This window comes from Marinomonas mediterranea MMB-1 (assembly GCF_000192865.1).
Classification (GTDB): Bacteria; Pseudomonadota; Gammaproteobacteria; order Pseudomonadales; family Marinomonadaceae; genus Marinomonas; species Marinomonas mediterranea.
Map to the genome: position 1 here is coordinate 3,911,480 of NC_015276.1, position 23,499 is coordinate 3,934,978.

Below are 23,499 nucleotides of genomic sequence, written 5' to 3' on the forward strand. Positions count from 1 at the left end.
TCATACTAAGTAGATACTTAAGAATGCCTACAACGTCAGTATTGACGTGTAATATGAGATCTTAAGTACCTCTGAAATTTAGTTATAAGATATAACAATACACATTCATTTTTTAGAAAGTAGACGATTGGAAAGCGTATGTCTGATGGCAATATCCCACTCTTTGGCCTGTACGGTGATTCTGAATGGTCGGAAGATCCAGAGTTTCTTCATATCGAAGATATTGAATCTCGCAGTAGTGATCTAGGGTGGAAAATTGACGCACATCGACATGGGAATTTGTTCCAAATCCTGATTTTGAAATCCGGCGATGCGAAAGTTCAACTAGACGATAAAACACGCCGCTTACTTGGTAAGTGGGCCATCATTGTCCCAGCTGGCTGTGTGCACAGTTTTCGATTCGCTCCAGAAACAGACGGAAAGGTATTGTCTATTGCCGCCCCACTTCTAGAAGAAGTGTATCAGGAGAGAGCGGCTAAACTGATCAAACCCCTTCTCCAAACGCCCACCTTCATCGACTTAGGCTTAAATACCAACCAATTTAACGAGTTGTGGCCGATTGTGATGCAGATCGAGCGTGAAACCTCAATTGCTCGGTCTGGTCGGGCTTTAATGGGAGAGTACTTAGTAAAAGCGCTATTGATCATGCTCCACCGTTATGTCGAAGTGAGTGTGTCGACTAATTCAGACAATCATAACCTCCAGCTACTCCAAGATTTGAAAGAATTAATCGAACAGAACTACCTAAAACATTGGTCGACTCCCGAGTACTCCAAGCGACTCAATACATCAGAAAAAACGTTAAACCGCTTAACTAAGTCAGTGTTCAATCAAAGCGTTAAATCCTTATGCCACCAACGCCTGTTTCTTGAAGCAAAGCGTCGTCTGATTTACAGTCGAAAAACCATTGAAGAAATTGCTTATGATTTGGGCTTTATCGACCCCGGCTACTTCTCAAGGTTTTTTAAGCGCCTGAGCCGATATACACCGGGACAGTTTCGCTTGATGAACCAGCAAAACTAACGAAATCAGCTGACGAATAACGTCCGTTATTTGATAGGTTATTTTTTTTCATCTAAGGCCTGAAAATTGATCGTTTGATCAAATTTAATCTGATCGCTATCCTTTGAATCGTTACTAACCAACGGAGGATTCCGACATGAAAAACGACTACAAATACGACCAATTTGGCAACCTAGATACTGACTATTACGTTGAGCGAGCTTACGCAATTCGTCGTGCTTATTTTGCTCAATCGGTTAAGCAAGCTAAAGCAGCGTTCGCTAAATGGTTCGCCTCTTTGATTCCTGCTCGTTCTGGCCATACTGCGCACTAATTTCAACTCGATACACAAACTGCATTTTGATCGTTTCCAATCGCACAGTAAAAATAAAAAGCGATTTTGGAAACCAAATTGTTTCTGAGCAACGTAATCCCTGCTACTCACCTCCTCAATAACATAACTTCTAATTGACCTAAACTAGCCCCAACAAAAGCACTCAATCGCCTTGTTTATATAGCACTCATCCCAAAATCGTCACACGCCTGTAACAAAAACTTCATAACATACTCGTTCTATGCAACTTATCGGAAAGAAGATGCAAGATAACCAAGTACAACTACTGCATAAAACGCTCTCTGAAGGACTCGTAACGCCCTACTTCCAGCCAATTTTTGATTTACGAACTGGCGAGGTTTTTGGTCACGAAGCGCTTTCAAGAGGCCCGATTAGAACGCCTTTATTTGCTCCGGATGTTCTGTTTCCGCTCGCCGAGTCCGAAAACAAACTTCATGAGCTAGAGATACTGTGCCGTTCTAAAGCGCTGTCGCGTTTTGTTGAACTTGATTTGAATGGAAAGCTATTTCTAAATGTCAGCGCCTCTCTTCTAAGCTCACCACATCATCAACGTGGTATGACGCTGTCTATCCTCAGAAACTTAGGATTAGACGAGAAAAAAATTGTCATCGAACTCTCGGAACAGCATCCCTATGATCGTGACGGTTTATCGCATAACAGCGTTAACCATTATCGCGAAATGGGCTTCCAAGTTGCGATCGATGACTTAGGAGCAGGTTACTCTGGTCTGCGCCTTTGGTCTGAACTTCAGCCTGATATTGTTAAAATCGATAAACATTTTATACAAGGAATTGATCAGGACGACGTCAAACAAGAGTTCGTCAGATCAATTATTGCCATTGGCCAACGACTAAAATGTACCTTGATTGCAGAAGGCATTGAAACAAGACAAGAGCTTGATCAAGTTATCGAGCTGGGAATTCCATATGGTCAGGGCTACTTTCTAGGCCGACCGACGCCATCCCCCTCAGACACCACACACTTATATTTAGCTAAACAAGCAAGGAAAAAAGAGCAGTTCGATTCAAATCATGGGGAAACCGTGTGGACGCTCTGCAAACCGTCGCCCAGTGTTAAATTTGATAGCCCTCTTCGCGATGTTGCGAAGCTTTTTAGTCAGCATCACGACTTGTTTGTCGTCCCCGTTTTGGACAATGGCCAACCGATTGGCGTGATTCGACGCCATGCCCTGCATGAGTTATTTTCAACGCCATATGGTCGCGCGCTATACGAACACAAAGCCGCTACTAACTTATTGAGTGAAGACACGATCATCGTTGAAAGCAGTGTGAGCCTTGCTAGCGTATCGACCATGTTAACGGAACAAGAAGCAGACACACTCAACAACGAGATTATTATCGTCAAAGGGGGGCAATATATTGGAACGGGTCATCTGCGAGACTTGCTTAAACGCATCACTGAGCTGAAAATTCAAAACGCCACCTACTCGAACCCTTTGACGCTGTTACCGGGTAATGTCCCGATACATAAAGAAGTAAACCGTCGTTTAACGAATCTGGATAATTTCCACGTTGCCTATTTTGACCTTAACGACTTTAAGCCCTTTAACGATTATTTTGGCTACGCCAAGGGTGACGAAGTCATACAACTGTTAGGCAATATTATTCGCGAAGAAACGCACCCTGAGAGCAATTTCATTGGTCATATCGGAGGTGACGATTTCGTCGTTATTTTCGCAGACGACAACTGGCATGAACAATGTGAAGCCATTTTAACCTCATTCGACCAACGTGTTCGTACCTTCTACGACGCAGACACCTTATTAGCAGGCGGGGTTTGGTCTCCAAATCGGCACGGTGAAACGGTTTTCCATCCCATCTTGAGCTTATCTATTGGTGTTGTGAATCCAGATCCTGCGAAATGCAACAGTCATCATTATGTTGCAGAGCTTGCGGCACAAGCTAAAAAGGCTGCGAAAAAGCAAGGTGGGAATTCCGTTTACCTTCTCACCCCTCATTACACGCAGGCCTCTTTGACGCAAACATCGTCGGCTCAAGCATCTTTGACTCAGAGCTCTTTGACTCAGACCTCTTAGAATCGGGCCTAGAACAGGCTCAAACTTTGATTGTTGAACAACCCTAACAAAAACGACATCAAAACGTCACGTCGCCGTCATATCTCTTTTTTAGCCTAGTTCTTAGATAGAATCATGAGGCCAAACGATGCAAACTCACTTTCGAGCAGTCTTTATTTCCGATGTCCATCTTGGTACAAAAGCGTGCCAAGCGAAACATCTCTTGGACTTTCTCAACCGTATAGAAGTCGATAGCTTATACCTTGTAGGCGACATTATTGACTTACAAGAAATGCGTAAGCGAGCGCACTTTACTCATGAACACCAAGCGGTTATCGAACGTGTCCTGAGCATGGCGAAACAAGGAACGGACGTGATTTACATTCCGGGAAATCACGACGCATTCTTTCGTCAGTTTACAGGACAGCGCCTTTCAGGAATCGATATAAAGCTAAACACCATCCACACCACAGCAGATGGACGACGCTTCCACGTTAGCCACGGCGATGAGTTCGATCAAATGGTGAAAATCAGCCCGCTGATGCTCGCGATCGGCGATAAAGCTCACGGAATCATGCTGCATTTAAATCAATTCACAAACGCCGTTCGACGCTTTTTTGGACTGCCTTATTGGTCCTTAGCAGGTTACATAAAAAGTCACATAGGCAAAGCTCGTGAATTCATCGCTCGCTTTGAGCTCGCCGCGATCAAATCGGCTCGCAGTCAAAATTTAGACGGCTATATTTGCGGCCATATTCACTTTGCCAATTTTCAAATGAACGACGGAATATTGTATTGCAACGATGGCGACTGGGTTGAGCATTGCACAGCCTTAACAGAGTCTTATTCAGGCGAGCTTTCACTCATTCATTGGTCTGACAAACAATCATTAATCGCGGTAGAACCGACTATAGACTCTCAAATTGGCGAACCAACACCCATTTAGTCTCGTCGCACGGGGAAGTGTTACCAGAGATGCAGGAGCCCCTTTTCAAAGGACGGTTGCTATTATTTCGAAGGCCGCGCTTTAATTTAACGTAAGGCGCGCTGTTACTTTATATCGGAGGCTATTGGCTCAACAAAGACAATAAGTCCTCTTCTGGCATAGGCCGCGCTAATCCGTACCCTTGGAATAAATCACAACCTTGGGATTTCAGCCACTCAAATTGACTCTGTTGTTCCACGCCTTCAGCAATTACTTCCATATTTAGGTTATGACCAATGTTAATAATCGACGCAGCAATCGTGGACTCTCTTGATCCTTCCGAGAAAGAAGACACAAACGATTGATCAATCTTGAGCTGATCAATCGGCAATCGTGTAAGATAAGACAAAGAAGAATAGCCCGTTCCAAAATCATCAAGTGAAATAAGCACACCCAATGCTTTCAATGACTGCATTTTTCGGATCACGTCATCTTGATCATTCACCAACATACTTTCTGTTAGTTCAAGTTCAATGGTATTTGGATTAACGCCAGATTGATCAAGGGCGTGTCTGACTTGCTCGACAAAATTATCTTGAGAGAATTGCAGTGCACTGACGTTGATGGACATATTGATGTCCCTGAAAGCATCGTGCTTTAGCCAGTCCGCTTTTACTTGGCAGGCCTTCATCAACACCCATTCGCCAATTTTAATGATGAGCTTGCTTTCTTCTGCAAACGGAATAAATTCACCGGGGGGAACAAGCCCATTCTCAGGATGGTTCCAGCGTATGAGAGCTTCCACACCCACCAGCTTTTTATTCACATCAAATTGCGGTTGGTAATGCAATGAAAACTGTTCTTTTGAAAGTGCCTCGCGCAGGCTCGTTTCAAAGTAAACACGCTGTACAACCCGTTCGTGCATTTTGGGCTGATAAAAACACGACTGCGCTCGACCAGCCTGTTTTGCTTCGTACATCGCCATTTCCGCTTGTTTGACGATATCTTCAGACGTATGTTCTGGTGTATCAGCACCAAACTCAGTCATGCCAATACTCGCCGTTATCACCAACTCGTGCGCGCCTGGAACAAAAGGATGCTTCAATTCATCGAGAATTTTAGTTGCAACATGCTTAGCTCTGTAGGAGGCCCGTTCAGGGTTAACGCTCACATCCGCATCTTCGAGCAAGATAACGAAATTATCGGCACTGAGCCTCGCTACAGTGTCTTGAGGGCGAACAATATCCACTAAGCGTGAGGCAACCTGTTTCAGAAGCAGATCTCCTTGCTTATGACCGTAGTAGTCATTGAGGTCTTTGAAGTTATCCAAATCCAAATACAAAATAGCGCTACGCCGATAGCGGATTTCTGACATAACATCCAGCCGATGCTCCAGCTCTTCTAAAAAGAGCGTCTTATTCGGCAAACGGGTCAGCGCATCGTAATAATTTAACTGCTCTATACGCTGTTGGTTATTTTTGTCTTGAGTGATGTCTCTAAAGGTTGCAACATAATGAAGTAAACGCTCTTCTTCATCTTTAATGGCTGTGATGTAAAGCCACTCAGGAAAAACAGTACCGTCTTTTTTCCGATTCCAGATCTCGCCTTCCCAATGACCAATATTATTTAAAGATTGATACAATTTACGATAGAAGTTTCGATCGTGTCGACCAGAGCTAATAATAGCGGGGTTCTTCCCATATACCTCAGATTCGCTGTAACCCGTAATGGCTTCAAATGCGTTGTTAACTCTGATGATACGATTGTGTTGATCCGTAATTAAAATGGCATCTTGAGTTTCAAAAGCAATCGCGGAGATTCTCAACTCCGCTTCATTTTTGATCCGTTCGGTAACGTCACGAACAAGAAACAGATAAAACGCGGCCCTGCCTTTTAGGTCATCAGGCGCCGTATAAACCGCCGACAGTTCAAACCACTTTTCGTCTTCATCTAGCTCAACTCGAAAGCTCAAGCCGGTTGAAACACCGTCTAAAAAAGCCGTTTTCATTGCTTGCCCCCAAGCCAACATGGACTCTTCGCTCAAACAATCAACAACCCACTCGCCTGGGTGTAGTGGAAGCCACTTCATTAGCTCGCGCTCTGATGAGTAATGGTTTTCAGCCACTACTCCTTCGTCATTTACTTCTACTAAATAGTCTGGAATCGCATCCAATGTATTCGACAACCGTTCGAGCGTGATTTCTGCCTCTTTGGTTTTTTGTTCCACTAAGCTTGCCTGAACAGAGCGTTCAAAAAATTTCCTCGCGATAAGGTAACTAATGCCTGAAAGCAGCATAACAACAAAGGCAACAGCGAAGCCTAAAGAATACGTCGTCTGCTTGGAAACCCATGTTCCTTTTGGAGACACAAACAAAAACCAACGTGTGCCCGGCAACGCAAGTTCAAGCTGTATACTGTTCTCTTTTATAAAGCCATCCGTTTGACTGATAACAACATACCCTTCCTGTTTACGGTACTCGGATAACTGAAACTCAAACCCTTGTTTGGTAAATTCAACAAGCCCTGAGGACTCAATAAGGTGAGTCACCCCCATTGCGGAAGCGACAAAACCCCAAAACACATCCTCTTTCGCTTGGTCTTTAATCATCACAGAGACTCTCGTCCCCATAGCAATAGAGTTGTCGATCACTGGCACCGGCGCCGAAACACTGGGAGTATTTAAGTTATGGTCTATCAATGCCTTCGAGCGAAGCACCTCGTTACCAAACACATTGATGCCAATCGCACTCTCATGCCCTTCTAATGGATGAATGTTTGTGATGACGCCATTTGGAATCAGTACCAACCGATCGACATAAGGGTAACGCCGGAGCACCAAATCAGCGTAGGGTTCAAAGCCATCGCTAGCCCCTCGATTAAAGCGAATAAAATCAGCAATTTGTACCGTCGCGGCTAGGTTCTCAGCGACAATTTCAGATAGTTTTTTCGAATAAAAAAAAGCGTCATACTGAGCGAGGTCTTGAGCATCGTGCTTATAATGAGAAAGAGAAATCTGGAAAAAAATGCCGCCAACAATGGAAAACAAGATAATGCTTAATACGGTAACAAGTTTTACATATGGCGCAGAGCGAACGGGCATAATCATACTTTCCGACAGACTTCCTAAAGTAAAGAGAAGCAAATCCGTCTTTTCCTACGCATCATTCCCAACACGAGTCGCAATGAGTAGTCTTCTTAGTTAGTAAAAATCTTGGCTATTAAAGCCTTAGACAGTAGCAATTATACGCAGTAACAATTTTAGGTAATAAAATAGAGTAGGTAACCTAAATCGTTACACGGCATCTTCAAGTCTCATAATAGACTGAAATGCACTATTTAAGAAAGGGTCACCACTAAAATTCAGTCTTCGACTACAAATTGAATACAAAGCAATAAGCTAAATACAGCACATCGATCTAATTCGGCTTATAGAATCCTTCGCATAAGACGATAATAACTCTTTATTTATCACGTTATGATAGGCAAAATGCGCGTCAAAAATAAGAATAGCGACGAGGGCAAAATACGTTGAATTCGATTCTTAAACGCATTTATGAAAAAGTACTTCCTTTGGTGGGTGAAGGTAATGTTGCCGACTACATTCCTGCGCTAGCCAGTGTTAACCCAAACCAATTTGGCATTGCCATTTACAGCAACAAAGGCGAATGTTACACCATTGGCGACGCGAAAACGCCGTTTTCGATCCAAAGTATTTCTAAAGTATTCAGCCTTACATTAGCCATGAAGCACTACGGTGAAGGCATGTGGAAACGAGTTGGCCGAGAGCCATCTGGGTTACCGTTCAATTCGCTTGTACAGCTTGAATACGAAGGTGGCGTTCCAAGAAACCCTTTTATCAATGCTGGCGCAATTGTCGTAAGTGATATGAACCAAACACGTTTCGCTACGCCACACTATGCTATGCGTGAATTTGTCAGACGACTATCAGGGAACCCCAATATTAAAACCGACAAAGTGGTTGCGGACTCGGAATACGAGCACCGCTCTCGCAATGCGGCAATGGCCTACCTAATGAAATCGTTCGACAACTTCGATAATGACGTGGAAGATGTCCTACATAACTATTTTTCAAACTGTGCACTACGCATGAACTGTGTTGATCTAGCGAAAGCCTTTGGCTTTTTAGCAAACAAAGGCTACTGCATGATCAACAACGAACAAGTGGTCTCGGAACAACAAGCTAGACAAATCAACGCACTGATGGCGACAAGTGGCCTATATGACGAAGCAGGGACGTTTGCTTACATGGTTGGCTTACCCGGAAAAAGTGGTGTAGGTGGTGGTATTGTTGCAATCGTGCCTAACCAGTTCTCTATATGTGTCTGGTCACCTTGCTTAAATAAAGTTGGCAATTCGTTAGCTGGTGTAGCAGCGCTAGAAGCTCTGTCTAGCGAGATAGGCTGGTCAGTCTTTTAATAATTGAAAAACAGATTAACAAGCTAATCTGTTTTTCATCACTCACCGACACGATCGTATTTATAATGAGATCTCTTCGGCGCCCAAAATAGTACGGCCGTACCCATCACCTATACGTTGAGCGTAGAAACGCCAGCGATTGGCAGTGCGAATACCAATAAAAATGGCACGAGAGTTTCCATAGTCAGGACGTCCATATACCTTTAAGTTGGTTCCTAAACGAGCATGAAGCTCATTACCCGTTTCTCCCGTTGGCTGTAAGTGGGCCACTCCAACAACCTCTCCCATCTTCATCATCAACATACAACAACCTGTAAGTTGCGTTGTGATCATAATCCTTGGCCCATTACTCGGTAAAGGGTGAGGAAAGGAAAGCTTGTCGCTACTCTGTACCGGAATATAAACCGCCTGAAAGCTGGTACCAGCCTCAAAATTATCCGCCCGCATTTTAAATCGTTGTCCGTCATTATGCGTTTTCAAATTCCCTAACACCGTTCCAGGACGAGTCACAGTATCATCACTAGAGACCATTCGATATTGCACCGCTCCTGCAGATCGCCCTTGGGCAGCGTATGGCGTTAACGCATTTTTTCTCAAAAACGTCAGCGGATTATTTATTAATGCATTCAATGCTTGCTGCGCAGTCATATTGTCGTCCTTCTATTCCTTTGATTTAAAATTTTGCTCGTAATGATTTACATAATCACATTCTCTTTCGGTCGGTTCGTGACACCCATTCCAGTGCTTCCGACAATTAACGACTGCATGTCCTCAATGAAGTAGGATAACGCTCGTCGCTCAATCGTTCGAACCCCTTCTTTTTGACGCGTGGACAGGTTGTCGTATTTTGACGCCGCGCCAAAATCTCCAAACAATAAATGCCCATCTGGGCGAACAAGCACATTGTGTGCGTATAGATCACCATGACAGACCTGTTTGTCTTCTAGGTGTCGAACAACGCTCTCAATTTGGGAAACAAGGTGATCGACCTCTCCCTTGGTAAACGACTGGCCTTGAGTAAAGGTATCGCGTGTGCAGGTTTGTAGACTTGGCGGTTGGCCGAGGTTTTTATAGTCGCTTGGTATCAGTGTCATCACTAACGCAGACATCTCAGGCTCTTGCACATGAGCAAGGGCATTCACCAAATTAGGATGGGAGCCGACCGATAAACACGCGTCCAATTCATCCGCTGGATACCCATCACTGGTCACTTCCCCGCGAAAGACCTTTACCGCCACATTATCAGGGAAACCTTTGTAGCCAGAGGCACATTGAGCCCTAGAAATAATCCCTGATGCGCCGTTACCAAGTACTTCCTTTAACGCCAAATGTTCTGAAGGTAGCAACGGAAACTCCAAATGAGTCTGTCGCTCAGGGCAAAATGGATTACCTGAAAAAGCCAGCCAAGCGAGTTTAGGCAAGGTAAGTAAAACATCGGGAAAACGAGTCAAACGGTTCGCTGATATTCGGACCAAGGCTAAGTGACGTAACATCGACATGGAATCAGGCAGCGACGTCAACCGATTCCCCGCTAAAGCGAGCTTTTCGAGCCGCGTACACTGGCCAATAGCATCAGGTAAAGAGTCCAACTGGTTGTCAGTCAAAATCAACCAGCGCAATTTTTCTGGTAAGCAATCTTCGGCCATTGACATAATTTGGTTATGCTTAAAACCGATCATTTCAAGTTGTTCGCATTGCCCTAGAACAGGCGGAACGTGTTTAAAGACATTATTGGACGCGAAAAATATTTTAAGGTTTGGTAGGTTTTCTGCCAGATCGGAAGGTAGGTCATCCAATTGATTCGATGATAAGTCTAAAATCTCAAGAGAATCGGATAAACGATAGATCTCTTTCGGAAAAACAGTTAGATTTTCGGACAGCTCAAGGCGCTTTATACCAGCAAGCTCCCCATTTCTTAATTGCTCTAAAGTATGCACAGAATATTCCATTGACTCGTAGGTTTTTGCCAATAATGAACGAAAATTAGCGCAAAAAAAAGCAGCCATTTGGCTGCCTATTTTCTCGTCTTCCTGACGTGCACTCTATCCAACAGTGTTCAATCCTACTCGCCATCCTAGCGACGCTCATTCCAATAAGCGCTTCATTCCTGATTCCTTGTCCAGCAAACGCTGATATCCTTCTCGAGCTTCATGCTCTTAGCATTCCGTTAGCCTATATCCCAAGATCCTATTTTTCCCTGAGAATTAAGGGGGTGACTCACGTCACCCCGTTTCTCGCTTCTTTCCTTAGAAACGACTCTTCCGATGAGTAAAGCTTCCTGCCTTTCTTCCGTTAGAGATCCAACCGCCCTGGTCACATGACGCTTTCCTTCGTCATTCCACTTCCTGTGAGAAAAATCCGTTTAGCTTGAGCATCCTGCTCATTCCTTAGGTATCCGTATCACTTTCCTGTCATACTGCACTTCATGTGCCGTCATCCGTGATGTCCGTTTGGATAAGTTAAATGTACACTATTATTTGGGAATGTAAAAATTCATAAAAAAACAGAAAATATTTATTTTTTCCTTAAATATCAACAATTTAAAATAAAACTACGCACCACACTTCCAGTTTTCTACATGTGATTCAGATATCCCTTACTGAACTGTCAGATTTTCCCTACACGACTTTTAACTAATCGCGGCTCGGCGCGAAAACATTGCCCAAACACCAGCAACGACCATAAAGAATCCGCCAAAGATATCGACTCGACGAGACACCTTTTTAGAGGTAAAAAGACGACGAGCAGAGGACGCCAACAATGCGTAAGCGGCGCAAATGCTGGACGCAATAACCACAAACGTAACCGCCAATATCCATAACTGAGCATAAGTACTGCTCGATTCACCATTTTGAATAACAAACTGCGGCAAAAATGCGATAAAGAAAATAATGCCTTTCGGGTTTAAAGCGGTAATAAAATACGTATTCATGAACAATTTTCGACGAGAGCGTTGGAGTATTGCATCATCGTTTACCCCGCTCGTTCCTCTCGACGTTATCATTCTAAAACCAAGAAACAACAGATAAACCGCCCCAATCACTTTCACAATGGTAAAGAGCATTGCTGAGGTGGAAAGCAGCGCCCCCAGCCCTACCAACGAAGCAAATAAAGCCGTTGCATCACCTAACGCAACCGCACTCACTAAAATTAAACTGACGCGCTTACCGTGCGAGAGAGAGTAACTGACCACTGCCAATATCGTCGGTCCAGGTAATAGTGCCAACGCCAACGATGCAAACGCAAAAGTAAACCATGTATCCAATGCCATCATTCTCTCTCCATAACTGTTTATAACTCGAACAGTTATCCACAAATATATTGATGGATCAATAGCCACACCAAAATAAACGCCTGAATTTAAGCTCGAAGAAAAACAAACACTCGACATGCGTTTAACGCCAAAGAAAATACAGTAATATCACAGGGGCGCTGACTGATATTTCACGGTTGTGCGTTATAGAAAGACAATAGATCGGCTTCTTCTATTAATCGTTTACTAACAAGGTTCAATTAATGATCCTCTTCTACATTAAGAAATTTATTGGGATGATCCTCATGCCCATCCCGCTAACACTTCTTACACTGACATTAGCTCTGTGTCTGTTATCTAGATTCCCTAAATTGAGTAAGTGCTTAATCATTCTGTCTATTTTACTACTCGGTCTGACCAGCTGGTCTCCCGTTGCAAATAGACTGATCGCCACCGTTGAAAGCGAGTATTCCGTGTTCGATATCGCTCAACCCGTTGATGTTGTCATTGTGCTCGGCAGTGGGCACAACGAGTATGTAAATATGCCAGCGGTGATGCAGCTTGGTCGCAGTGCTATTTTCCGCTTAGAAGAAGGCCTTCGTATACTTCGAGCCAACCCAAGCGCTCGCCTTTTTGTATCTGGATATGGTGCTGGCGGAAAAACACCTCATGCGGAGATATTGAAACAAGCGGCCATAGAGTTAGGCATCGCACCAACGAGGATCATAACCTTCCCTCTGGCAAAAGACACGGAAGACGAAGCTCGCATGATGGCCTCATTTTTAAAAGACGACAAAGAACGAACCAACAATAGAATCGCTTTGGTAACGGAAGCGTCGCATTTAAAACGCGCGATGCGCTTTTATCGCAATGAAGACATAAATACCCTACCAGCCCCCGCGTTTAAATTAGGCGCTAGCGAAAGCGACTTAAGAATCACGGCAGCGGCGGCTTATAAAAGCCAACGCGCGTTTTATGAATGGCTTGGTTTGACATGGCAAGCGATTAAAAGCCAGATACTTAACAACTAATCAGCTCAGCCATTAGAAATAAGTCCATTAAAAGCTAATCGCGAGAAATAACCACAAAAAACGCCGTGTAAACACGGCGTTTTTTTCGCTCCTAAGAAGAAAACAACCATTAAGCCTGAAGCAAAAAGTTCTTAATTAAGTCGCGCCCACCTTCGGTTGCAAAAGACTCGGGATGGAATTGAATCCCTTGAATAGGGTATTGCTTGTGCCGCACACCCATGATCTCAAAATCGCCACCTTGATGAATCACATCATGATTGTCGAAGTCTTCTACCGCTAAATGACCAACAGAAGACGTCACTTCCAACACCTCTGGCAGGCTTTCTGATTCCGCAATCAATGAGTGATAACGCATGATCTCTAGCTGATCAGGGATATCATGGAAAATCCCTTCGCCATTGTGCGAGATCGGGCTGGTTTTCCCATGCATAGGAAGAGGCGCTTTAACAACATTACCTCCAAATACATGACAAATACCCTGCATACCAAGACACACTCCCATTAACGGGATGCTTTTACCCAGTTCGCGGATGACTTGCGCGCACACACCAAAATACGCCTCGTTGTCGGGACTGCCCGGACCCGGAGAAATAATAATACGATCAGGCGCAGCCGCTTTTAAATCTTCAAGTGTCACTTCATCATTACGCTTTACCACCACCTCAAAAGATTCAAGATCACCTCTCGACTGTTCACCCATCAATATTTCACCAATATATTGATAAAGGTTATACGTAAAGGAGTCGTAGTTATCGATAATATAGACTTTCACTTTAATTCTCCTTTACTGTTCGTTCTGCGGCGAGAACTGATCAAGCACGCGTTTCGTGCCAGCAAATTTACGTTGAATTTCTTCAAATTCATCGGCGGCATTTGAGTCGTATACGTTTCCACCACAGGTTTGCACGTAAGCCTTTTTACCGTTGGCAAATACCGTACGAATAGGAATAGCGAACATACAATCACCATTAAAAGAAAACTGCCCCACGGCACCGCCATAAGGGCCACGGCCATCACTCTCAAGATCATCAATGATCTTCATCGCTTCAATTTTTGGTGCGCCTGTTAACGTGCCTGCAGGAAAGTTACTCGCAAGCGCAGAGAACATATCGTGCTCATCCGCAATGATACCGACGATCTCACTGGAGATATGCTGAACATGGCTAAAACGCTTAATATCCATCAAGGAACGGACTTTAACCGTACCAAAACGCGCAACACGTCCAATGTCATTTCGATGCAGATCGACGATCATATTATGCTCTGCAATTTCTTTAGGATCGTTCAAAAGAACCCGCGCGAAATCTCTGTCTTCTTTTTCATCAACACCGCGCTTCGCGGTTCCAGCAAGCGGGAAGGTTTCCATTTCACCTTGTCGTAAGCGGAACAACAGCTCTGGACTTGCGCCAATCACCTTTTGCTCGCCAAACTTCACATAATACATTTGCGGCGACGGGTTCACTTCTCGCAACTGCTCATAGATACCGATAGTGTCGCCATCCAACTCGAACCACTTCTTGAAGCCAACCTCGACCTGAAAAATCTTGCCGTCGATAATGTCCTCTTTCACTTTCGCAACCGCGTCAGCATGGTCTCCACGGCTCATAGAATCGCCCGTTGGCGTAATCGTTAACGCGCCATTTTCAGGAATCGGCGCATTCAACATTTCCTCCACTAGCTCAAGACGGTTGTTTTCGTAATAGAAGTAAAAAACTTCTCCCGTCATTTTGTCGAGAATCAAACCGTCGGTATACAAGCCAAAGCGGAAACCATCGAACATATCCGACGTTTGTAGATCCAACGAGGGTTCAAAATAGTTCATACTGTCATAGCCAATATAACCCGTTAAACCACCCGCATAACCACGTGAGATGATGTTTTGCGGCACGATACTGCGCAATAGGTAATAAGGGTTATCCGACTCATAAGACTCCGTCGCTCCATCTCTTTCTTGAATAAACAACTGATTGCCTTCGGCCCATAACTGCTTCTCTGGATCAAAGCCAATAATCGAATGGCGCGAGATGTAACTGTCTTCGCCTAAGGATTCCAGCATAAAACAGTTCTCAAAGCGCTTTTCAACTTTCTTGAAAAGCCCAAAAAAATCACAGTTAGAACTGATCGTCACGTACTTAGGTTTACGCGGCAGCTCTATGCGCGGTGGCACTTTCTTAAACGGAGTCATTTTTTTGTAATTCCTTAAAGGCTCTGGAGCCTCGAGTGACGGTCGCAATACCGACCCCCAATTGTTTAGCTATTTCTCTTTGTGGAATACCTTGTCGCAACAGCTCAAAAATCTGTAAACGATGCTGCATTTCACTCACTTCATTGGGCGTTAACAACGCATTGAGCTTACGCTCCATCTGCGCGTCATTTTCCACTTCGCGTAAAAATTGAATCAATTTTTGCATTCGAGACAGTGCTCATATAATTATTCATGTATCAACGTACTAGTACAATATAGATATGAACTCATTTTGGCAAGTGCATAAGGCTTTGTATTGGCAATAATTGCGAAGTAATGTTTACTAGAAACCTTTACACGACTACTGCGTACTCCAACACGCTGTGCAAAAGTCTCTACTAAGAAGTAAAACGGTAAGGAGTAAAATAAATGCCAAAAGTGATTCGTGTATTTCGTGTCGAAATCGTTCCTGAACTTAGAATCGAATTTGAAGAAAAGTTTCGCCGTATTTCAGTTGGCGCGCTTGACTCGCAGCCGGGTTGCCTTGACATAACCATCGGCTTTCCATCACCTACGACTCCCAATGAATATTCCATGATATCAACATGGGAAAGTCACGAAAAACTGGTCGAGTTTCTTGGTGATAAATGGGATCAAGCCTTGATCCCAGACGGGATGGAACATTTTGCTAAACACTACTCAGTGCATCACTACACAGTCGCCTGAGGCCATGAGCGAAAGGAAGCTGAAGTAGTAAAGAGATAGGCAGATGAGAAAAACGAAAAAGCAATTAACGAATTAGGCCCACCTTTAGGTCTTTTGCTTCATAGATAACCTTATCGTTCAGCAAGACAAAGCCATCGGCGATGCCCATGCCCAATGGCTTTTTAATGATGCGTTTCACATGGATATGGTACTCAATGCGGCTGTCATCGGGGTAAATTTGCCCTGAAAAGCGCACATTACCAACACCTAACGCACGCCCTTTTCCCGGCAAACCTGAACACCCTAAAAACACGCCCAACAACTGCCATAAAGCATCTAACCCCAGACAGCCCGGCATCACGGGGTCACCTTTAAAGTGACACGCGAAAAACCAATGATCAGGGCGAATCGCAAGCTGAGCACTTAAGAAGCCCCGACCATAGTGACCACCAGTGAACCCCAATTGGTCAATGTGATCCACCATAAGCATCAAATCACTGGGTAACTGTGCATTGCCTTCGCCGAAAAAACCGCCTTCAGACATGGCTAAAATATCAGAATGGGAAAATTGCATACTCACCTTACCTCTTAAAAATCAAGGTTACGGGCTTAAAGCCCGATCAATAAAAGAGGCAAAAGTATGCTGTCTAGCGCTTACTTCGCATTGTAAAAACCGGACATAAAATCAGAAGCGGTTGGCGAAAGAGAATGTACACCGTACTTTTTGAACGATTTAATTAAATGGGATTGATCGAAGAATCCTAGATCAATCCCATGATGCAAGGCGGGAAGTACAACGCCCTCTGACCTCTGAGAACGTCGTTTTAAAAAGCAATTCATACGAATGGTCTGGCTAAACGTTTTGACCGAAGCGCCAATGTGCAATTGAAACACTCGATTCAAATGCCTAGCACTGCACCCAACTTGAGCGGCTAACGCATCTACCGATAACGTGCCTTCAGCTCGATTAATCAAATTCAAAGCGTGTGACAAGTAAGCAACAAACTTACTAAAATGACTATTTTTAGAGAGTAATGAAGTCAGTAAGTGTTCACATAGTAACGCTCTACCCTGAAAACTATCTTGCTCATAAATCCTTTCATGCACAAAGCGAAGCTCTGGTGATTTTGGCGATTGCAGATAGTCCAGATCATGAATGCAGCCCTTAGCTTCGGCTAAATCCACATTGAAGACATGACGAATGGCACCGGGGTAAAACCAAATACCAAAATATTCGCCTTTTGGCGTGGCCAGTGGCACTTCCAAAATCTTTGCCTGCGTCCCGCCAAATGACTCCCGACACTTCGAGAAAAACAAGATATTCGTTCCATCGGGGACAATCGGGTAAACCGTCGGCTGATCGACCTTTACCTGCACAAACGCGTAGACAACCCCTTCCAAGGATTCGTTAGGCTTGAGTAACTGAACATCAATACCAAAGTGCGATTGACCTTGAGAAGTTAAGGTCGGCTGAAACGGTTGGTAGAAAGAAGGTAAGGGAACGGTCATCAGCATAAAACCATGAACAGATATTGCTCAATTTTAACACTGGTTTTGGTGGGTGTCAGGTAGATACTATAAACAGTTTGTTAAGTTTCAGTTAACACTAAATGACCACTGTCGGAGACTTTACCTAGGAACTCAGAAATAGACATCGCAGCGCTAGCAACAGGTGTTACGTCTAGACTTTCACCATTCATAGCTCGCGTTATTGCTCTTTGAGAGGCATCTAGCTTCCCTAGCATGCTATTCCATGATTCTTTAAGGTTGGGATCAGCGTTGTATACATGTTTATACTTGTGCTGATTAATAATTGCATCGGCTATGTAAACATCAAGCTTAACACCATTAATATCTTTGGCGAGTAATCGACCGCTCCCGCATAGTCCTGCAAACACTCTTTCTAAACATTTGATATCATCAAGAAGTTGCTTTGACGCACCTCCGATATTTTTGTGTCTGTTAGCTGACTTTACTTTTTCCAGTTCTAAGTCTGCTTTAACTTTTTCCAGTTCCCGCTCTTTCGCTGAAATAATGTCGAGCATCTCTTTTTCTAATGTACCTCTCAGCTCTAATTGTTTCTTCTCATGTTCATTTACAATCTTTTGATACCGTTCTTTCATTTGCATTCTGACAGCGCCATAAGAAACCATCATACAAATGATTACAACTAGCCCAGATAAAGCCGTCAACTCATTCGTATAAGCTAGTTTTAACGAACCTGATGCTACATCTAGTGATAAGCCTCCTGAAGCAAGCATTCCTGCAACACCAATAACACACCCTACAAAGTACTTGACCGGACTTTTTTTAAATAGCCAATCAACAACAGCATAGAATAGGTAGTTTTTTTTACTTTTCATGTATCCTCGAATATTGAATGAAACTTAACGCAGCAAACACCGGAGGCCAAACCAGAGCGGAGCGGTGGTTTGGCCTTCCGCGTGATTTGCCTTGTTATACGTGGTTACACTCCCAGCGAAGTCTTGATTGCAGCTGTAGCCACACCAAGACTAATTTTCGTTGCTGCATCTAGAGTCCATTTTCCCGATTTTGATAGCCAAGACATGGCCTCGGGTCCATCCCCTTCCTTCGCCGCGACCTCAGCGTTTGCAATTGCACCGATAGCAGCGTCGTGTTCAGGCAAAGATACAATGCCACGAAGGTGATCTCGCAATTGGCTTAACTCTATAGCTAGCACTTCTAAATCGATGTCTCCGTTTTTCTCCTGCCACACTTGGTTAAAGTTCATATCATGCGCATGAGCATTTGAACCAACCGCTCCCACCTGACCCTTCGTAATATATTTGTCGCCCATTGTTACCTCCTGAATAATACTGGTGCGAACATCATGTGAATATTCACCAGTAGCAGAGGCCGATAACGCAAGCATATGTGCATACGTATTAGCCTCGCTAGATTTATCAAGCTCTAGAAAATCTTCTTCAAAAAGATTAATTTGTTTTGTCACTACGCTAATACCCTTTTCGTAGTTCTTTGGATCAACCCACCTACGTTGGTACTCGCTTGGTACGCGTTTGTTACGAGGGCTATTCTTTTTACCAGACAGTAAGATAGTTGGCACAAGTGCATCTTGAACCACACCCAATAAATAGCCATCTAAGACTGACTTAGAATCAACACAACAAATAGCTAAGCTGCAATTTGCTATTTCGAAATGAGACTCCCCTGGCTGAACAATCCCTTGTCCTGTATCCGCGAAATAAATAAGCCTATAGCCTCTTGATTGAATTTCATGTTCAATTCCATCCCTATAGTCTTCTGATAGAGCATTCATTCCTATTAAGACACAGGAACGTTGACGCCCCACGCTTTGATATCTTGGTGTCGGACTGCTTCCGACGTAAGACCGAAATAGCTTAATTGCATGTAGATGCTCTCTTACTTCTCGGATATACGATTTAGAACTAAAACGATACTGAAGAATTCGATCTGATATCAATCCATCAGGAATGGTATCCTCTAAAAATACCAGTAGAGGCTTTCTGGCTCTTAGGCACATGGATACTTCATGCAAAATATGAGCTGACGGACCAGTGTCCCGATTGGCAACAACAGCGATTCCACCTGTGGTGTAACCGAGGTGCCGTTCTAACTTGGCCGCATTAACATCTTCTGATGGCGGGTCTAAGCTTGGAAGAAAATTAACCTGTTGCATGAGTGAAGCGAAATGAGCAGCAAAAGGGGCTTCTCGTTCACGGTAGCCGTGCGAAAAATATACTGGATCCATTTATTATTCTTCACCTATATTCACGTTTAACATTTTATCAATAGGCATCTCAACCACACAGATATGATTTTTACCCAACCTCTAACACTTTGATCTAAAAAGAGTTTTAGCCTCTCAGAAAAAACCGTGCCATGTCGACGAGCATGCGTCTATGTATTTATCGGTATGGCACACTATTTCGGCCATCCATTTACTATACGCCTGATATTAGTACACTTTCTGAAAGCATGGTATACGAACCGAGAAAGTGAATTTAATTCACCTCGGAAATAGTGTGCCATTTTTGAGATAAGACAAAAATAGACTGTACATAAGCGCAGTTTTTTTTGATTTTTATAGAGGTTTTGGAAGCTCTTCCTAGGTTGCAGATGCGATCTATGAGTCACAGTAAAAAGAGTACAATGTAAACCAAGGCGAGATATCTTCCCCTCAGTCTAAGGAGCAGTACATTTATGAACTTTCGATTCATTTCGTTTCTACACTGAAAGACCCCCTCTTAATCTCCCCCTTGGTAAGGGGGAGAAACTGTCCGGAGTGATGTGCTTGTAATGTCGTTGAATGACCTCCTTTTAATCTCCCCCTCTAATTTTCTTCTCGATAGCGGGGGAGAAACTGTCCGCAGCGATGTGCTTGTAATGTCGTTGAATAACCTCCTTTTAATCTCCCCCGCTAATTTTCTTCTTGATGAAAGACCCCCTCTTAATCTCCCCCTTGGCAAGGGGGAGAAACTGTTAGCAGTTTTGCGTTGTTACCCTCCTATCGCAGTGCCTTCGCGCCTTGGATCGGCAGCGCCTTCGAGTTGGCCATCATCGGTTATGCGAATAGCATGTAGGCCGGAGTTGAGGTCTCGTACGTTGACTTTAAAGCCCATTGCTTCCAATGCCGCTTTATGACGTTCTGCATCGGTGCCTTTTTCTAAGTCCATTGTTCCGAAACGGTTCAATATGTGCGGTAAGTTGATCGCCGATTGAATATCCATCCCCCATTGCGTATGCGCGATAATGGATTGCGCAACGTAGCCAATAATACGGCTGCCACCCGGTGATCCAATCGCCATGTAGGGTTTTCCATTTTTCATGATAATAGTCGGTGACATGGAAGAACGTGGACGCTTTCCGGGTTCTAAACGGTTGGCAATCGGGTGACCTTCTTTGTCATGACTTTTAAATGAAAAGTCGGTTAGTTCGTTATTTAGTAGAAAACCATTGGTCATTAAACGCGACCCAAAGCCATTTTCGATTGTGGTAGTGATCGAGACGACGTTACCGTCTTTGTCCACGACATTAAAATGGCTGGTAGACGGAAGCTCAATGGCAATATCGTCACCGAGTGTCGTGGCGTATTGCCAAGGTGGGGAACCAGCGTCGACTGAATTCAGAGCGGTTTTTGGTGTAATTAGATTGGCGCGGTTCGCTAAGTAGTTTTTGTCGAGCAAGCCTGCGGTTGGCATGGGCACATAGTCTTCATCTGCCATATAACGACCTCGGTCAGCGAATGCGAGACGCGACGCATCTCCCAATACTTGCCAAGATTCGGCTGCATCTGGCCCCCACTCATTTAAGGGAAACGCAGAAGTTAAGCCTAAAATTTGTCCGACGGTGAGCGCGCCAGAACTAGGAGGTCCCATGCCGCACACATCGTATTGCTGATAGGCAACGCACACAGGGGAGCGCTCTTTTATTTGATAGCTGTCGAAATCGATTTGAGACAATACGCCAGGATTTCCCGGTGCGCCCTGAACGGTCTCGATGATATCTTGTGCAATTTCGCCTTTATAAAACGCATCGGCTCCGTCCGCCGCGATGCGCCTCAAGGTTGCCGCGTAGTCAGGGTTCTTAAGCAATGTACCCTGTTTTTTTGGCTCGCCCTTTTCATCAAAGAAGTAGGCTTTGGTTTCGGGGAAACGAGATAGGCGCTTACTATCTTTAGTAATGAGCGTCGCGAGTCTAGGACTGATTTCGAATCCCGATTCCGCACGTTTCGCAATGGGTTCAATGAGATCCGACCACGCGAGTTTTCCGTACTTTTGGTGAGTGTCCCACAATAACTTTAAGGTACCGGGCGTACCGACTGAACGCCCCCCAACCACTGCATCGTAAAATTTCAACGGTTCGCCATTTTCATTTTGAAAAAGACGCGGCGTCGCGGCCTGAGGTGCGGTTTCCCGCCCATCAAAGGTTGTCAATTTGTTGGCGTTTGCATCCCAGTAGACTAAAAATGCGCCACCACCGATACCAGAAGATTGCGGCTCCACAAGACCGAGCATCAATTGAATTGCCACCATGGCGTCAATCGCACTGCCACCTTTTTGAATAACGTCAGCCCCAGCTTGGCTCGCTGTTGGGTTAGCCGCTGTGACCATCCAGTCATTTGAGATATTAAGTTGCGTTGAATGAAAGCCACTGCTGTGTTCTGGTGCGACAGCATCAGCGGCTTGATTTGCCCAAGCGTCATTATTTACGGCAAACATTGCACACAGTGCGGTAAGTGAACTCGAAAAGGTCTGTCTATTCATCTTCTACTCCCTGATTAACGCCTATTGGTTAAGGTGTCCTATTCTGTTGTAAGAATCGGCTTGAAGGACACACTTAAAGGACCTGTTAGAGGTTTATGTGTAAGTCATGTTATCAGCAAACTCTAGGCCAACTGAGAACAAGATATCTCGGTTGATGTTAGTAACAAATGTAGGCTTGCGCTCGTCAAATGCAAATACATTTATTGTGAGACCTTTGCATGACGTCGCGACTGAAGCGCTCTGTCGTCGGCAAAAGGTCTCATCTTATGAAACTATCTAGGAGCGTTTCTATGGGAATTGTCGTTTGTGTTTGCATGATTCTGATTTTACTTATGTCCATCCGAACACCACTAAAGCGGAAACTCGATCCACACAAAACCGAGTTAGCCGTTATAACCTTGTTAGCGGGTCTATGGAATACAGGCTGGTATGGCTTTCAGAACTTAGGCGACTATTGGGGAAACGCGGCGTTTATTTCGGGTCTTTTAATGATGCTTACCAGTTTGCCATTACTCGAAAACCATCGCATGTTAATGACGCTTTCGAAGCACTATAAAAAGCTGCCGCCGCTTTTTAATCGTATTGCGCTATGTGCATTGTGTGTATGCGCAGCGCTTTACGCTTACGCCTTGATCTTGATGCAATTTGATTGATTGCATCGACAGATTGTAGGTTATTTCGACACATTGACGCTTTAGCCGTCAACTCCTTGTGTTCTTTGCAATCAAGTCGTACTTTTTCGCCCCAAGATTCCCATTCATTCACTCGATGCACAGGCAGTGAATGCAAAAACAGTTGATATGAACACAAAGGTAGATTGATGAAAATAATTCGTTCGAAAGAATTTACAGCCGATAAAGCGTGGAAAGCCATTGATATTGCCAATATGCAAGGTATTACCACTCGCCTTCATTGGACCGATCAAGCTTACAAGTGGCATGTAAACGACGGAGAAGAGGTATTTGTCGTGTTAGATGGGCAGGTAGAAATGCAATACAAAGAAGGGTCAACAATCCAAACGACACAACTGAATACTGGCGATATCTTCTTTGCTTCGGTTGGAACGGAGCATGTTGCTACCCCACTTGGCGAAGCCAGAATATTAGTGGTTGAAAAAGAAGGCAGTGTTTAAGCCAATAAGTACCATGTCGCTCGCGCTAAACACAGGGCATGAACAAAGCACGAAAACCGATACTTAAAGTTTAAGCAGATTAAGCTAAACCCTATCCAATTTGTAAACAAGATGTTAGTAAAACCTAATCAAACTAGGTTTTATTGAAGCACTACTCACATATATACACTTTT

21 protein-coding genes are annotated in these 23,499 nt (G+C 44.1%); 9 read left to right on the plus strand and 12 right to left on the minus strand.

What is annotated here, in order from left to right; genetic code table 11:
* The first annotated feature begins 138 nt into the window (after nucleotides 1–138).
* The 4 genes from MARME_RS17855 (at nucleotide 139) to MARME_RS17865 (ending at nucleotide 4,338) form a co-directional block, all read left to right on the plus strand.
* The gene (locus MARME_RS17855; protein WP_013662669.1) at nucleotides 139–1,023 is read left to right on the plus strand and encodes a helix-turn-helix domain-containing protein; all 885 of its coding nucleotides are present in this window, start codon (nucleotides 139–141) and stop codon (nucleotides 1,021–1,023) included.
* A gap of 136 nt (nucleotides 1,024–1,159) precedes the next feature.
* Nucleotides 1,160–1,336 carry an RSP_7527 family protein gene (locus MARME_RS22330; RefSeq protein ID WP_013662670.1) on the plus strand — a complete coding sequence of 59 codons (177 nt, stop codon included), beginning with the start codon at nucleotides 1,160–1,162 and terminating at the stop codon, nucleotides 1,334–1,336.
* 262 nt (nucleotides 1,337–1,598) lie between these two features.
* Entirely contained in the window at nucleotides 1,599–3,413 is a 1,815-nt protein-coding gene (locus tag MARME_RS17860; RefSeq protein ID WP_013662671.1) for a GGDEF domain-containing protein, read from the plus strand.
* A gap of 127 nt (nucleotides 3,414–3,540) precedes the next feature.
* Complete coding sequence (locus MARME_RS17865) at nucleotides 3,541–4,338, plus strand: UDP-2,3-diacylglucosamine diphosphatase (protein ID WP_013662672.1); 798 nt, start codon at nucleotides 3,541–3,543, stop codon at nucleotides 4,336–4,338.
* A 121-nt stretch (nucleotides 4,339–4,459) separates the two neighbouring features.
* Here MARME_RS17865 and MARME_RS21595 read toward each other — a convergent pair whose 3' ends face one another.
* Nucleotides 4,460–7,417 carry an EAL domain-containing protein gene (locus MARME_RS21595; RefSeq protein WP_013662673.1) on the minus strand — a complete coding sequence of 986 codons (2,958 nt, stop codon included), beginning with the start codon at nucleotides 7,415–7,417 and terminating at the stop codon, nucleotides 4,460–4,462.
* A 428-nt stretch (nucleotides 7,418–7,845) separates the two neighbouring features.
* Between MARME_RS21595 and glsB the strand changes: the two genes are divergently transcribed.
* Complete coding sequence (glsB, locus tag MARME_RS17875) at nucleotides 7,846–8,754, plus strand: glutaminase B (RefSeq protein ID WP_013662674.1); 909 nt, start codon at nucleotides 7,846–7,848, stop codon at nucleotides 8,752–8,754.
* 60 nt (nucleotides 8,755–8,814) lie between these two features.
* On the opposite strand, the gene MARME_RS17880 is transcribed toward glsB, so the two are convergent.
* From MARME_RS17880 to MARME_RS17890, 3 genes are all read right to left on the minus strand, one after another.
* Nucleotides 8,815–9,402: a hypothetical protein gene (locus MARME_RS17880; RefSeq protein WP_013662675.1), complete on the minus strand. Its 588-nt coding sequence runs from the start codon at nucleotides 9,400–9,402 to the stop codon at nucleotides 8,815–8,817.
* 47 nt (nucleotides 9,403–9,449) lie between these two features.
* Nucleotides 9,450–10,760 carry a leucine-rich repeat-containing protein kinase family protein gene (locus MARME_RS17885; RefSeq protein ID WP_013662676.1) on the minus strand — a complete coding sequence of 437 codons (1,311 nt, stop codon included), beginning with the start codon at nucleotides 10,758–10,760 and terminating at the stop codon, nucleotides 9,450–9,452.
* 623 nt (nucleotides 10,761–11,383) lie between these two features.
* Nucleotides 11,384–12,028 carry a LysE family translocator gene (locus tag MARME_RS17890; RefSeq protein ID WP_013662677.1) on the minus strand — a complete coding sequence of 215 codons (645 nt, stop codon included), beginning with the start codon at nucleotides 12,026–12,028 and terminating at the stop codon, nucleotides 11,384–11,386.
* 284 nt (nucleotides 12,029–12,312) lie between these two features.
* On the opposite strand from MARME_RS17890, the gene MARME_RS17895 reads away from it, so the two are divergent.
* Nucleotides 12,313–13,038 (plus strand): ElyC/SanA/YdcF family protein, encoded by a 726-nt coding sequence (locus MARME_RS17895; protein WP_223294989.1) that lies wholly within the window; start codon nucleotides 12,313–12,315, stop codon nucleotides 13,036–13,038.
* A 109-nt stretch (nucleotides 13,039–13,147) separates the two neighbouring features.
* Here the strand turns inward: MARME_RS17895 and MARME_RS17900 are convergent, their stop codons facing one another.
* The 3 genes from MARME_RS17900 to MARME_RS17910 are packed head-to-tail and all read right to left on the minus strand — an operon-like array spanning nucleotide 13,148 to nucleotide 15,449.
* Nucleotides 13,148–13,810 carry an anthranilate synthase component II gene (locus tag MARME_RS17900; protein ID WP_013662679.1) on the minus strand — a complete coding sequence of 221 codons (663 nt, stop codon included), beginning with the start codon at nucleotides 13,808–13,810 and terminating at the stop codon, nucleotides 13,148–13,150.
* 12 nt (nucleotides 13,811–13,822) lie between these two features.
* Nucleotides 13,823–15,223, minus strand: a complete 1,401-nt coding sequence (locus tag MARME_RS17905) for an anthranilate synthase component I (protein ID WP_013662680.1) — start codon at nucleotides 15,221–15,223, stop codon at nucleotides 13,823–13,825.
* Nucleotides 15,210–15,449 (minus strand): Trp family transcriptional regulator, encoded by a 240-nt coding sequence (locus MARME_RS17910; protein ID WP_013662681.1) that lies wholly within the window; start codon nucleotides 15,447–15,449, stop codon nucleotides 15,210–15,212. The genes MARME_RS17905 and MARME_RS17910 overlap by 14 nt, the downstream gene beginning before the upstream one ends.
* A gap of 203 nt (nucleotides 15,450–15,652) precedes the next feature.
* Here MARME_RS17910 and MARME_RS17915 point away from each other — a divergent pair, with 203 nt between their 5' ends.
* Nucleotides 15,653–15,949 carry an antibiotic biosynthesis monooxygenase family protein gene (locus MARME_RS17915; RefSeq protein ID WP_013662682.1) on the plus strand — a complete coding sequence of 99 codons (297 nt, stop codon included), beginning with the start codon at nucleotides 15,653–15,655 and terminating at the stop codon, nucleotides 15,947–15,949.
* A 64-nt stretch (nucleotides 15,950–16,013) separates the two neighbouring features.
* Here the strand turns inward: MARME_RS17915 and fabA are convergent, their stop codons facing one another.
* The 5 genes from fabA to ggt all read right to left on the minus strand — a co-directional run bounded on the left by fabA (nucleotide 16,014) and on the right by ggt (nucleotide 22,194).
* Nucleotides 16,014–16,502 (minus strand): bifunctional 3-hydroxydecanoyl-ACP dehydratase/trans-2-decenoyl-ACP isomerase, encoded by a 489-nt coding sequence (gene fabA, locus MARME_RS17920; protein WP_013662683.1) that lies wholly within the window; start codon nucleotides 16,500–16,502, stop codon nucleotides 16,014–16,016.
* 80 nt (nucleotides 16,503–16,582) lie between these two features.
* Nucleotides 16,583–17,437, minus strand: a complete 855-nt coding sequence (locus tag MARME_RS21600; RefSeq protein WP_049787792.1) for a helix-turn-helix domain-containing protein — start codon at nucleotides 17,435–17,437, stop codon at nucleotides 16,583–16,585.
* Between the two features lie 80 nt (nucleotides 17,438–17,517).
* Nucleotides 17,518–18,291: a hypothetical protein gene (locus MARME_RS17930; RefSeq protein WP_013662685.1), complete on the minus strand. Its 774-nt coding sequence runs from the start codon at nucleotides 18,289–18,291 to the stop codon at nucleotides 17,518–17,520.
* 104 nt (nucleotides 18,292–18,395) lie between these two features.
* Complete coding sequence (locus MARME_RS17935; protein ID WP_013662686.1) at nucleotides 18,396–19,679, minus strand: hypothetical protein; 1,284 nt, start codon at nucleotides 19,677–19,679, stop codon at nucleotides 18,396–18,398.
* 748 nt (nucleotides 19,680–20,427) lie between these two features.
* Nucleotides 20,428–22,194: a gamma-glutamyltransferase gene (gene ggt / locus MARME_RS17940; RefSeq protein WP_013662687.1), complete on the minus strand. Its 1,767-nt coding sequence runs from the start codon at nucleotides 22,192–22,194 to the stop codon at nucleotides 20,428–20,430.
* 290 nt (nucleotides 22,195–22,484) lie between these two features.
* Here ggt and MARME_RS17945 point away from each other — a divergent pair, with 290 nt between their 5' ends.
* Both MARME_RS17945 and MARME_RS17950 read left to right on the plus strand, forming a co-directional pair.
* Complete coding sequence (locus MARME_RS17945) at nucleotides 22,485–22,847, plus strand: hypothetical protein (RefSeq protein ID WP_013662688.1); 363 nt, start codon at nucleotides 22,485–22,487, stop codon at nucleotides 22,845–22,847.
* 167 nt (nucleotides 22,848–23,014) lie between these two features.
* Nucleotides 23,015–23,326, plus strand: coding sequence for a cupin domain-containing protein (locus MARME_RS17950; protein ID WP_013662689.1), 312 nt, complete (start codon nucleotides 23,015–23,017; stop codon nucleotides 23,324–23,326).
* The last annotated feature ends 173 nt before the right edge of the window (nucleotides 23,327–23,499 follow it).

Excerpts from the sequence above, each read along its gene's own strand:
- MARME_RS17890 (WP_013662677.1), bottom strand. The coding sequence starts at position 12,028 with ATGATGGCATTGGATACATGGTTTACTTTTGCGTTTGCATCGTTGGCG.
- MARME_RS21595 (WP_013662673.1), bottom strand. The coding sequence starts at position 7,417 with ATGCCCGTTCGCTCTGCGCCATATGTAAAACTTGTTACCGTATTAAGC.
- MARME_RS17945 (WP_013662688.1), top strand. The coding sequence starts at position 22,485 with ATGGGAATTGTCGTTTGTGTTTGCATGATTCTGATTTTACTTATGTCC.
- MARME_RS17895 (WP_223294989.1), top strand. The coding sequence starts at position 12,313 with ATGCCCATCCCGCTAACACTTCTTACACTGACATTAGCTCTGTGTCTG.
- MARME_RS21600 (WP_049787792.1), bottom strand. The coding sequence starts at position 17,437 with ATGACCGTTCCCTTACCTTCTTTCTACCAACCGTTTCAGCCGACCTTA.
- MARME_RS17950 (WP_013662689.1), top strand. The coding sequence starts at position 23,015 with ATGAAAATAATTCGTTCGAAAGAATTTACAGCCGATAAAGCGTGGAAA.
- MARME_RS17905 (WP_013662680.1), bottom strand. The coding sequence starts at position 15,223 with ATGACTCCGTTTAAGAAAGTGCCACCGCGCATAGAGCTGCCGCGTAAA.
- MARME_RS17935 (WP_013662686.1), bottom strand. The coding sequence starts at position 19,679 with ATGGATCCAGTATATTTTTCGCACGGCTACCGTGAACGAGAAGCCCCT.
- MARME_RS17865 (WP_013662672.1), top strand. The coding sequence starts at position 3,541 with ATGCAAACTCACTTTCGAGCAGTCTTTATTTCCGATGTCCATCTTGGT.
- MARME_RS22330 (WP_013662670.1), top strand. The coding sequence starts at position 1,160 with ATGAAAAACGACTACAAATACGACCAATTTGGCAACCTAGATACTGAC.
- MARME_RS17930 (WP_013662685.1), bottom strand. The coding sequence starts at position 18,291 with ATGAAAAGTAAAAAAAACTACCTATTCTATGCTGTTGTTGATTGGCTA.
- ggt (WP_013662687.1), bottom strand. The coding sequence starts at position 22,194 with ATGAATAGACAGACCTTTTCGAGTTCACTTACCGCACTGTGTGCAATG.
- MARME_RS17915 (WP_013662682.1), top strand. The coding sequence starts at position 15,653 with ATGCCAAAAGTGATTCGTGTATTTCGTGTCGAAATCGTTCCTGAACTT.
- MARME_RS17855 (WP_013662669.1), top strand. The coding sequence starts at position 139 with ATGTCTGATGGCAATATCCCACTCTTTGGCCTGTACGGTGATTCTGAA.
- MARME_RS17880 (WP_013662675.1), bottom strand. The coding sequence starts at position 9,402 with ATGACTGCGCAGCAAGCATTGAATGCATTAATAAATAATCCGCTGACG.
- MARME_RS17885 (WP_013662676.1), bottom strand. The coding sequence starts at position 10,760 with ATGGCTGCTTTTTTTTGCGCTAATTTTCGTTCATTATTGGCAAAAACC.
- fabA (WP_013662683.1), bottom strand. The coding sequence starts at position 16,502 with ATGCAATTTTCCCATTCTGATATTTTAGCCATGTCTGAAGGCGGTTTT.
- MARME_RS17910 (WP_013662681.1), bottom strand. The coding sequence starts at position 15,449 with ATGCAAAAATTGATTCAATTTTTACGCGAAGTGGAAAATGACGCGCAG.
- MARME_RS17860 (WP_013662671.1), top strand. The coding sequence starts at position 1,599 with ATGCAAGATAACCAAGTACAACTACTGCATAAAACGCTCTCTGAAGGA.